The sequence below is a fragment of the Echinicola strongylocentroti genome (assembly GCF_003260975.1).
GTDB classification, from domain to species: Bacteria; Bacteroidota; Bacteroidia; order Cytophagales; family Cyclobacteriaceae; genus Echinicola; species Echinicola strongylocentroti.
This window is the reverse complement of record NZ_CP030041.1, coordinates 835,547-847,642: the sequence shown is the minus strand read 5'-3', so window position 1 is coordinate 847,642 and position 12,096 is coordinate 835,547. Positions and strand designations below refer to the sequence as shown.

Below are 12,096 nucleotides of genomic sequence, written 5' to 3'. Positions count from 1 at the left end.
GAAAAAGGGAAAGTTGGGGATAAAGCAGGAAAATTGGGGGATAGTGGTTCGTTTTAATAGAACGCTGATGACGCAGATGATTAAGATCTGCGCTGATTTTTTTTTCTTTAAATGGAAAAGCCAATTTGTATAACAAAAGCTCTGAAAGAGTGTAACATCCTTAGTCATGGACAACGCCCATGGTAAACACCTTAATCCTATTTTTTTCGATTTCTTTAAAATCTTATGTTTTCTTGTGTTTCGAAAGTGTAAAGTTTGTATGTTGTCGGCTTATATAAAAAGTAGATAATTTTGATGTTATGATCGATTTGGATTTTAAAAAACGGTTACTCTTTTATGTGTTGGTTATTTCTTTTTTTTGGGTGGGCAGAGTTGCCCCGGCTCATGGGCAAGAAAACTCCAAGCCCAACGTATTATTGATATTGGTGGATGATCTGGGATACCATGATCTAAGCATTACAGGAAGTGATTTTTATGAGACGCCCAATATTGACAAGCTTGGCGAGCAATCATTCCGTTTTGAGCAAGGATATGCCTCTTCACGTGTTTGTAGTCCTTCTAGGGCTGGCCTGATGACCGGTGTGACACCGGCGGTACACGGCATTACCGACTGGATAGGTGCGCCGGAAGGAGCGTCATGGAGAAAATATGGCAGGCACACCCAGTTGCTTCCACCCAGCTATGTCCATTCACTGCCCGCAGATATGGTGACGCTTCCAGAAGCGATGAAAGCCAATGGATATGAAACGTTTTTTGCAGGGAAGTGGCATTTAGGAGGAGCGGGTTCGTATCCAGAGGATCATGGCTTTGATACCAATGTCGGCGGCTATGAATCGGGAAGCCCAAAGGGCGGTTACTATGCGCCTTATGACAATCCCAAGCTCAGCCAAGGCCCCAATGGTGAAAACCTCAGCATTCGACTGGCAGAAGAAACGGCTACGTTTATTGAACAAGCACATGAACGGCCGTTTTTTGCCATGCTTTCTTTCTATGCTGTCCATGGCCCGATACAGACTACTTCAGAGAAGTGGGCCAAATACCGCAACAAAGCCGAATCAGCAGGGATCGCCGATCATGGCTATGCCATGGAGCGCAGGTTGCCCATTAGACAGGTCCAGGATAATCCAGTGTATGGCGGCTTAGTGGAAACCATGGACGAGGCGGTTGGGATCGTGACGAAGGCCTTAGAGGCACAGGGCCTCGATGAAAATACGATTGTGATCTTTACCTCTGATCATGGGGGAGTAGCTTCCGGTGATAACTTCTCCACTTCCAATTTGCCCCTAAGAGGAGGCAAAGGCTACCAATGGGAAGGAGGGCTTCGTGTGCCGTTCTTTATCAAAGTGCCGGGCACCGCAGGTGGAACGATCGAAGACCCGGCCTCCAATATCGACTTTTTGCCTACCTTGGTGGAGCTGACAGGTGGTGATATGGACAGTTTGCAAGGGGTGGAAGGAGTGAGCTTGGTTCCTGCAATGGAAGGAAAGCGGGTGAAATCACGGGATTTTTACTGGCATTATCCCCATTATGGAAATCAGGGGGGAGACCCCAGCGCCATCATCAGAAGTGGTGAGTGGAAGCTGATTTATTATTGGGAAAATAAACAGGCCGAACTGTACAATTTATCCACAGACCCTTATGAGCAGCAGGATATGGCCCCATCTCAAAGGAAATTGGTAAAAAAACTTACCCAAAAACTCTTGGGTTATTTGGAAAGCCATCAGGCCAATTACCCCTATCCGGATCCTGATTATACCGCGACTAAAGAAGCCGAAGTACTGAAACGGTCCCGGACGGAGCGGTTGAGAAGGTTAGAAACAGAGAGGGAAGACATGCTTACACCAGGCTGGCAACCCAATGCCGATTGGTGGGGAAGTAAGGTGACGAAGGATTGATTATTGGATTAGGAAGAAGTGTAAAAACAATTGCATTTAACTTAAAATAAATGAAAAAACTACTTTTCTTAATGGTCTTATTGTTCGGGCTGGGACTATCTTCTTGTCAGCGAGCTGAAAAAGAAGTCGCCAAAAAGCCGAATATACTGTTTCTGTTTGCCGATGACTTGACCTATGAGGCCATTCATGCACTGGGCAATGAAGCAATCGAAACGCCCAATTTGGACAGGTTGGTCAGTAGGGGCACCTCTTTTACCCATGCTTATAATATGGGCGGATGGAATGGCGCCATCTGTGCGGCCTCCAGGGCGATGATGATATCGGGAAGGAGTATTTGGCATGCGAAGCGTATCTCCAAGGATTGGAGCGAGGGAGACTCGCTGGCGTTGGGAAACACTTGGGGGCAGCTGATGGAAGATGCCGGATACCAAACGTATATGACTGGAAAATGGCACGTAGAGGCACCAGCTGATGTGGTTTTTCAAGAAGCTAAAAACGTTCGGCCAGGAATGCCCAATGATTATTGGTCTACAGTAAAAGATAAAAAGTCCCTCTTTGCGGCAGTAGAGCGGGGAGAGGATATCCGGAACATGCGTCCAAAAGGTTATTATAGACCCCTTGACAAAAATGATACCCTCTGGGATCCTACTGATAAGTCAAACGGTGGTTTTTGGGAAGGGGGTAAGCACTGGAGCGAGGTAGTCAAAGATGACGCTAAAGGCTTTTTGGATACCTCCAAGGACGTTGATAAGCCGTTTTTTATGTACTTGGCTTTCAATGCCTCCCATGACCCGAGACAATCCCCGCAGGAATATTTGGACAAATACCCGCTGGAAGATTTAGCGATACCTGCCAATTTTCTTCCGGAATATCCCTTTAAAGATGCCATCGGCAATTCGGTTGGACTTCGTGATGAGGCTTTGGCGCCATTTCCACGGACGCCCTTGGCCATAAAGACCCATTTGCAAGAATATTATGCGATCATTAGCCATATGGATGCGCAGATTGGCGAAATCCTTGCTGCCTTGGAAACATCGGGGGAATTGGAGAATACCTATATCTTTTTTACCGGTGACCATGGCTTGGCCGTGGGACATCATGGATTGCTGGGAAAGCAGAGTATGTTTGACCACAGTGTTCGTGTGCCGCTTATGATGGCAGGGCCGGGAGTCCCCAAGGGCAAGCAGGTGAATGCTGATGTTTATCTACAGGATATCATGGCCACGGCACTGGAGCTGGCGGAGATCCAAAAACCTCCCTATGTGGATTTTAACAGTCTTTTTGGATTGGCAAAAGGAGAACATGAAGGCTATTATCAGGAGGGGATCTATGGTGCTTATGTGGGGTACCAGCGGATGATCCGAAAAGACGGGTACAAGCTACTGGTGTACCCAAAGATGGATAAAGTGCTGCTGTTTGACATGGAGAATGATCCGCAGGAAATGCATGACCTGGCGGATGCACCCGAACAACAGGAACGGGTGAAAAGCCTCTTTGAGGAGTTGATGCAACTGCAGCAACAGATGGGAGATCCACTGGATATCAGTGCTATTTATGCGAAATTATAGTGAATAAAGATGGTTTTGTCAGGGATAATACCAGAAAACGATGCTTGCAAAACTATCCACCGACTCGGAAGGGTGTTCTATGCGGAAGACATGTTTTCCTGGAGTACATTGCTGCAAAGGTAAGTTGCTCTCAAACCCTACCTGACCATTATGAATACTGCTGATGACAAAGTCCGAATTGATGCGCTGGCCATCGATGTACACCTTGAATTGCTGTTGGAAGCAATTGAGATAAGTCATTAAGTTCTGCTTGACAGTAGTATCATCTTGTGTGCTGTGCGGCAGAATTTTGGAAAACAACCCCTTTCGTATTTTGCTTTCAGCCAGTCCGTTACAGTTTGCCAAGATGATGTCTTCGATTTCTTGGTGAAAGGAAACAAAGACCTGTAAGTGGTTTTCGGAGATGGTTTTTGACTGAATGGCCGCATTGAGGACATAAATCTCCGAATTAAGTTCATCAAGGTAATGGTCAGGACTCGCCAGGGAAGCACCAATTTGGTTTTTTTTGGGAGATTCAAGGGATTCAAAGGGCAAATAAGCAGAGTAATGATAATCCAGGCTCGCCACAAAAAGGATCAACAGGTATGCGGGAATAATCACCCGAATCATTCTCCTCCCAAACTTATTGTCGATCAGGTTATAGATCATGGGGCGATAAAATATGGACAAGGTAATAATGCTGAAAAACCGATAGAATGGGTAATATACCTTAGCAATTATCCTACTTCTTTTTAGTCCGCTAATGGTCATAAAGTCAATGAAGGTCAGTAAGACGCCCAACAAATAAAGGAAGGTGACCGAATATTCCAGGATGGAGGTGAAGGTATTGGTAGGTAAAAGAATAAAAAGAGTTTTTATGATCAGCAAAACACCCAAAATCACAAAAACAGAAAATAAAAAGAAGATCATCAAGAAGGTGTTGGCAAAGATGATACTACTATATTTTTCTAAAAAAGCGATGTATTTATCAAATGGCCCCACTTTCTCCGTCAGAAAAGCGTGAAATTTCCCTTTCAGCTTCAATTTCTCATAATCGATCTCTCCCGAAACAGATCGTAAGCCAATGGCAGCAATCCATATTCCTCTTAGTATTAAGTGGATACAAAGATTGAGCATCAGGATAAAGACCGAGAATACACTGAAAAGAGCTACGATGCTGCGATACAGGTTTTCTTGGGCTACAGCCAAGGTGGAGTTTTCCAATAAGGTCCCAAAAGCACTGAACAGGGCGTAGATCAAAAACCCCGAAATGATCAATTCTAACTGCCAGCTCTCTTGTTGGAGGTTGTCCAGCCATTTTTTGAAAGCTGTCTTCTTATGTTCTTGTTCCATTTAATGCAATTTGATTATACGCTTTCGTGCCCGTAGATTTTATTGCTCACAGACCGAACAGAATACCCAGAATGAAATAAGGCTTTTCTGAGATTTCAGTGGTTTCTGCGAGGACCTATTTACTATTGCTGTGATTACTGGTGTCATTGCTGCGGGTATATATATAATGTAAAGTAAGCTGTCAGCGCAAGGCAGTAGTTGCTGGGATCATTTCTCTGACCAACCACCAAAATCTTTCCTCTAGCTGGGCCAAAAATTATTTTTGGCCCTCCCAAAAGATAAGTGATAATTTAATTATTAATGGTGGTTATTGAAAATTTCAAGTGATTATTGCATGGTAAACGCAGTTAAAAAAAATATTCCTATTTGCATTTATATCTGCCGTTCCTATGGAACTTACCCTTTTGTGTGTAATCATTTTTTGTTGTCACCTGCACCTTCTATATGACCCTCCGCCAAAGGCGGATTAGGCAGGATGCTCAGTTGCTAACGCATATTCGGGGTTTAACCTTAACAAAGCCAACCACTATACATGAGCAGATAGCTGCGATGGCTTGTACGATCCAAATCAACTAATCATTCTTTCAGCCTATCCCTCCATTCGGCAATCAAGTGTCAAGCCAAACCTAAACCTACGTGTAATCCGGTGTGTCTTTTGGCCTATCTCTACGTTGCAAAAAGACTTCCTTAGCTACGGCTAGGGGCATTTTTTGCGCCTTGATCTCGTCCAAAACCCACTACCGCCTTACCCGTCATTTAAGCGTTGACTTGACCCTAGGCTACTGCGGTTTCCAATGTACAAATCGGGGCAAAGTGCCAGCGGCACGATAAATTTTGTAACCTGCGGATTCATCCGCAGGAGCTTAAGGTCTCCTCAACCTCCCGAAGGAGTGCCAGCGGCACGGATGATAGCTATGCCTATACGAAAAATTGTTTTCCTTCAAAACACTAAATATGTTTGCCCTAGTGATTATTGAAAAGAGGGAAGGGCATAATTTTAGCAGATTGGATTCACCGAAGTAGGTTTTCCTTCAATGACCAACTTGTTTTTGTTTTCTTAAAAAAATAAATAAGTATATATGGGTTGGTTTATAATTTTTACTATTTATTGCTTAGTTTTTGATAAAATAATGTATTAAATTCATCAAGTACCACCGTTCATCGCTAGCCTATTTCCGATATGGTGGAAAAACATATTCAAAAAACTATAACAATGAAGCATTTGATAAAATGGTGTGGCATTTTCGTATTTGTATTGACCAGCATATTTCCGTTGCAGGCACAGGAAACTGCTCCCGATGTTTTGCCCGTAAGGGCTTTTGCGATAGCTGCTCCTGCTCCCGAAAAAGTGGAACAGTTCGTGAAATTTATCGATGAGGAGTTGGGGCCTAGGCGGATCAATGTGCTAATCCTTAGAGTGGAATACAATTATGAATACCTCAGCCATCCGGAGCTGCGCTCAGCTAATCCACTTACACAAGCCCAGGTGAAGCAATTGGTCGCTGTGTGCAAAGAAAATGACATCCGCATCATTCCACAGGTCAATTTGCTGGGGCACCAATCTTGGCATAGTGAACTGGGAAAATTGCTTGAGGTATATCCGGAATTTGATGAGACACCACACGTTCAGCTGCCCGAAAAATACGAATGGCCCAATGAAGACGGGCTTTATTGCAAGAGTTACTGTCCCTTGCATCCAGGGGTGCATGATGTGGTCTTTGATCTGGTGGGTGAGATCTGTGAGGTGTTCGAGGCAGACGCCTTCCATGCAGGGATGGACGAAGTGTTTTACATCGGAGACGACAAATGTCCTAGGTGTGGTGGCAGGGATAAGGCCAAACTTTTTGCTGATGAAGTATGGAGGATCCGCAATCACCTGGCCGAGAGTAACCGGGAGCTGTGGATCTGGGGAGACCGCCTACTGGACGGCAAGACCACTGGCCTGGGCATGTGGGAAGCCAGCATGAACAATACCTATCGTGCCATCGACATGATCCCCAAGGATGTGGTCATCGGAGACTGGCACTATGAAAGAGCGGACCAGACGGCCGTTTACTTCGCCATGAAAGGACTCCGCGTACTCACTTGCAATTGGCGGAAACCAGAGGTGTCCGAGAAGCAAGTGGAGGACATGTACCGCTTCCGGGCCTCGGCTACCGAGGAACTAAAGCCACGCTTCTATGGCATGATGCAGACGGTTTGGTCCAGTGCAGGTGGTTTTATAGAGGGTTTTTATGCGGACAGACCAGACAGGGAAGGCGGTAACGAAACCGCTTGGCATACCTTCCGCATGATGTTTGACAAGGTGAATGAGTTGGAAGGACAATACTAATCCCTAAAAGGGAGGAGCGAAAGTTGAAAGATGACAGTCCACAGTCTACAGTTCCCTTCACCCGTTCCCTGAGCGTAGCCGAAGGGAGCGGGCGAGCTCATATAGCGTTCTCCTATTTTGGAAGACGAGATGTAGCTGGTTGTCCCTTCAGTTTTACTGAGGGACGATTAAAGTTGAGCCTGTGGCTCACTATGAAAAAGAACTAATGAAAACGGGTCATTATTAGGAAGAATAACGAATTGACCCCATGATTGGAAGACGAGATCGCTTCACTTCGCTGCCACTGCGTTCGCGATGACGCATGAGATGTCGTCGGTTGTCCTACGGCAGATGGGCAAAAAGTAACTAAGGAAGAGTAGGAGACAATGCTGAGATGATACGAATACTACTAATAATTACTCAAGGTAAATCAATTAGAACAAAAATAGTAACACCCTAAACCTATGAAAATGAAAAGAATATTGACCCTCATATGCCTGATGGTGGCGACCGTTTCGCTTCGGGCGCAGGAATACGAAGCCAATTGGGCCTCGCTGGACCAGCGGCCGGTACCTGCTTGGTTTGAAGATGCCAAATTCGGGATTTTTATCCATTGGGGACCGTATTCGGTGCCCGCTTGGTCGCCAAAAGGCACCTATACTGAATGGTACCAGTATTGGCTACAGAGCAAAAAGCTGTTTGGCAATGGGGATTTTGAGGGAGATGAGGTGTATCAGTACCATAAAAAGACCTATGGGGAGGATTTTCCTTATTACAACTTTGGGGAAATGTTTACCGCGGACCTTTTTGACCCCGAGGAATGGGCGGAGCTTTTCGAGGAAGCCGGTGCCAAGTACATTGTCCTGACCTCCAAGCACCACGATGGATTTACCCTTTGGCCCAATGAGCAGGCCAATGACCGAGGGTTTGCCTGGAACAGCATGGAAGTAGGGGCAAAGCGTGACCTAGTAGGGGAGTTGACCGCTGCGGTCAAGAAGACACCGGTGAAGATGGGCGTGTATTATTCCCTGTATGAATGGTACCACCCTTGGTGGCAAAATGATAAAGCACGATTTGTCGACGAACATTATTTGCCCCAGATCAAAGACTTGGTCCAACGCTACCAGCCAGACATCCTCTGGACAGATGGCGAGTGGGAAATGGAGGGTGAGCAATGGAAAAGCGAGGAATTTCTGGCCTGGCTCTACAACGAATCCGCTGCCAAGGAAGATATCCTCGTCAACGACCGCTGGGGCAAAGGGCTGCGCCAACAACACGGCGGTTATTACACCACCGAATATGAAGTAGGAAAGACCTTTGACAAGCCTTGGGAAGAATGCCGCGGCATGGGCTTTTCCTTTGGCTATAACCAAAATGAGGATGCACAGGACTATAACAGCACCCAAGCGCTGATCCTGATGCTCGTGGACATCGTCAGCAACGGCGGTAACCTGCTGCTGGACATCGGTCCCGATGCAAGGGGAAATATCCCGCCGATCATGCAGCAACGGTTATTGGAAATCGGGGAATGGCTACAGGTAAACGGTGAGGCGATTTATGGCACCAGAAAGTGGTCGCAAGCTGCCCAGTGGTCAGATGGCGACCGCAAGATCGACCACGAAAAGGGCTATCTTGGCGGTGACTATATCCTCAAGCAAACGGTAGACCCTGCGCCCGGCAAGGCCGTCAAAGAGCTTTTCTTCACCCAAAAAGAAGGGAATGTATATGCTATCAGTCCCATTTACCCTGCCGAGGACCTGCTGATCAAAGGCATCCAAGCTTCCGAAGAGACCGAAGTAACCTTGCTTGGATACGGTGGCCCGCTTGATTTTGAGCAACGGGGAAATGACCTTTTGGTAAAAATGCCCCACCTGGCCTCCAATCAAATGCCTTGCGCCCACGCCTGGAGTTTTCGCATGACCAATGTGGAGTAAGGTGGTAAGTCCGCCATGCAAGCTTGTCTGCCGCTCATAGCCGTCAGGCTAACCCATGTTGTTGCTGAAAGTCTAGATCCCTATTGATGTTTGTGCTCCTCACAAATGGTCTAGGGGGATTACAAATCCCCATTATTCCAGTTAGGAATTACAAATCCCGAACAGCTAAAATCTCCTGTTTTGGGATATGAGATCGCTTCACTCCGTAGCCATTCCGTTTGCGAAGACGTGATGGTGTGTAGTCGGTCTGTATTCCTCGCCATCTCCCTTCACCCGCTCCCTTCATCCGTCCCCTGAGCGTAGCCGAAGGGGATGGATGAAGGGAGCGTAGTCGAAGGAAGTAGTATAGCCGACATAATGATAGGGAGAAATAGGATTATTTTTGCGGATCCACGTACTTTTTTGGCTGATTTTGGTAGTAAGGGTTTTTTGCCATGTATATGTTTTTAAATTAGAACTATAGTGTAATTTAATTGTGACATTTTGTGAATACAATTGCTTTGATTTGCCAAGTGATTAACGGGGGATCCGATCCTTTTATGGTGATGAAGTAATTTGAGCTATTGAAGATTAACACTAAACAAACCAAATAACCATTTATTATGAGAAAAATACAGACCAGAAATCTGTCCCGATCGATCATTTTATTGCTTTGTGCTTTTACTGGTATCATGGTACAAGGATGCGAGTATTTTAAGGCAGGCGATATTGATGGAGAGCTAGGAGGGGAGTTTGCTCACCCCGGAATTTTGCATACTGCAGATGATTTAGAGCGCATCAAGGGCTATGTAAATGGCAATGACTATCCCCCTATGGGATCATATGTCGCGTTGAGATCCCAAAAAACGGCCTCGTCGATGTATCAGATGCAAGGGCCATTTGAGTACATCGCTAGGGACGGGGAAAACAGCCATACCAAAATCCCGAGCATGGAAGACTCCAATGCCGCTTACCAGAATGCCCTCTTGTGGGCCATTACTGGGGATTCTACCCATGCTGAAAAGGCCGTCGAAATCATTAATGCCTATTCCGAAACCTTGAAGGGCATTACAGGAACGAATGACAATGCCCTCATTGCTTCACTGCAAGGGTTCACCTTTGTCAATGCTGCAGAGATTTTGCGGTATACCTATCCTGCCTGGAAGCGTACGGATATCGAAAGGGCCGAAAGCATGTTTCGAGATATTTTTTACAGGGATTTAATGGATAGCTTCTTTAACCGTCCAGCCTATACCAATGGCAACTGGGGTACGGCGGCCACAAAGGCACTAATGGCTTTTGGTATTTTTCTGGAAGATACGGAGATGTTTCAACAAGCAGTGGATTTCTTTTATTCCGAGGGCGAAGACAATGGAAGTCTAGCAAACTACATCATCAATGAAACCGGCCAGAGCCAAGAAAGTGGACGAGACCAACCGCATGTGATGTTTGGCATCGGGAGCTTGGCAGAGGCCTGTGAAGTGGGATACCACCAGGGGCTGGATATGTACGGGGCCTTGGACAACCGCCTGCTGAAAGGATATGAATATACGGCCAAATATAATTTGGGACATGAGGTTCCCTATGTGCAGTGGAGTGATGTGACAGGCAAGTATTCCAATTGGTCAGAGATATCACCAGATGGCAGAGGACAGTTCAGGGCAGTATTTGAAATTGCCTATAACCATTATGTCAATAGAAAAGGAATGGAAATGCCCTGGACCCAGCAGGTGCTCGAAGAAACCCGTCCCGAGCTGGCTCCATTTCACAATGACAATCCAGGCTTCGGAACACTGTTGTTTTACCTTGGCGAAACCAATCAAGATGCACCAGCTTTGGGAGCGTGGGATTATCAGTTTGCAACAGATGGGGACAGTGAAGGATGGACTACCGTCCAAAATGGCAGCTCCTTCACCGTGGTCGATGGACGCCTGAAAGTAGATATGACCAATGTAGGGGCGGCTGAAGAACCGGTCTATCGTGCTGATATCAGGGTAAATAGTGTTATCCTCGACCCCACCAAATACCCCATTTGGGCGATCCAGTTCAGTAAGCCCGGTAACAGTCGGCTGACCTTGGACACCAACCGAGGATCATATGCCAGCAGGGGAACAGTGCTGGAGGGAACAGGTGACATGGACGTTTATTACTGGGACCTGACGACAAAATTTACGCAATTGACCACCTTCGACTATATGCAGTTAAAAATAGCCGATATGACCACCGGAGATCCTTCCTATGAAGTGGAATGGATAAAAACCTTCCCGAGTGTAGAAGCCCTGGAAGCATATATCGCCGAATAACCGGAACAAAATATTGGGGAAGACCGTATGCAGCCGACTGTATACGGTCTTCCTATTTTTTTGGCCAGCAGAGAGCCGGGGTCGCTTACCCTTACCAAGTTTTACTGCCTACGGCAGAAGGACACAAAGGACTACTGATTCACCGACCACTAATTACCGAAAAATTACCACCGATTGATGAGATGGGAATAACCAAATGCCATTTGATATTTCGATAACAATCAAATTTTAGCAATTATTGAATCAAGCGGAAAAGATGGGGGCTGATGGAACGCTGATGACGCAGATGATTCTGATTTGCGCTGATTTTTTTTCTTAAACCCGGAATATGCATTAGCCTATCTGTTGCGACCTGAAACTGCTTCAAAATCAGCCGTTTCACTTTAGTTTTCGGCATAACAGTAGCGGTAATACGCTAATGCCTCCAAACTAACTGATTTTCTTGCAATTTCAGCTCTCACTACGATTCCTAACGCATAATCCGGGTTAAATTGGAAAAGCCAAGTAGCATCAAAAAGCCCTGAAAGGGCGTAACATTCTTAGCCATGGGCAACGCCCGTGGTAAACATCAAAAATAACCTTATTGTTTTAGCGGCAATTATCTTCCTAGCGCTTATAAATTCACGCTAAAACCCATTACACACCAATAGCGATTTATTCCAAAACGTATATCCGCAATGATACCAGTAATCACAGCGATATGAAATAGGTGCTCACAGAAACCACGGAAATCTCAGAAAAGCGTTGTTTTATTCTGGGTTTTCTGTGCGTTCC

The 12,096-nt window shown here is 45.9% G+C and carries 6 protein-coding genes; 5 read left to right on the top strand and 1 reads right to left on the bottom strand.

Translation table 11 applies throughout. From position 1 onward, the window contains the following. Positions 1-299: 299 nt before the first annotated feature. Entirely contained in the window at positions 300-1,895 is a 1,596-nt protein-coding gene (locus DN752_RS03200; RefSeq protein ID WP_112782642.1) for a sulfatase, read from the top strand. Between the two features lie 50 nt (positions 1,896-1,945). Next, positions 1,946-3,463, top strand: coding sequence for a sulfatase-like hydrolase/transferase (locus tag DN752_RS03195; RefSeq protein WP_112782641.1), 1,518 nt, complete (start codon positions 1,946-1,948; stop codon positions 3,461-3,463). An 18-nt stretch (positions 3,464-3,481) separates the two neighbouring features. Here the strand turns inward: DN752_RS03195 and DN752_RS03190 are convergent, their stop codons facing one another. Beyond that, entirely contained in the window at positions 3,482-4,795 is a 1,314-nt protein-coding gene (locus tag DN752_RS03190) for a hypothetical protein (protein ID WP_112782640.1), read from the bottom strand. 1,213 nt (positions 4,796-6,008) lie between these two features. Here DN752_RS03190 and DN752_RS03185 point away from each other — a divergent pair. The 3 genes from DN752_RS03185 (at position 6,009) to DN752_RS03175 (ending at position 11,322) form a co-directional block, all read left to right on the top strand. Then, positions 6,009-7,127, top strand: coding sequence for a family 20 glycosylhydrolase (locus tag DN752_RS03185; RefSeq protein ID WP_112786403.1), 1,119 nt, complete (start codon positions 6,009-6,011; stop codon positions 7,125-7,127). Between the two features lie 449 nt (positions 7,128-7,576). Then, on the top strand, positions 7,577-9,040 hold the full coding sequence (locus DN752_RS03180; protein WP_245949442.1) for an alpha-L-fucosidase: 1,464 nt from the start codon (positions 7,577-7,579) through the stop codon (positions 9,038-9,040). 602 nt (positions 9,041-9,642) lie between these two features. After that, entirely contained in the window at positions 9,643-11,322 is a 1,680-nt protein-coding gene (locus DN752_RS03175) for a DUF4979 domain-containing protein (protein ID WP_211324124.1), read from the top strand. Positions 11,323-12,096 lie beyond the last annotated feature (774 nt).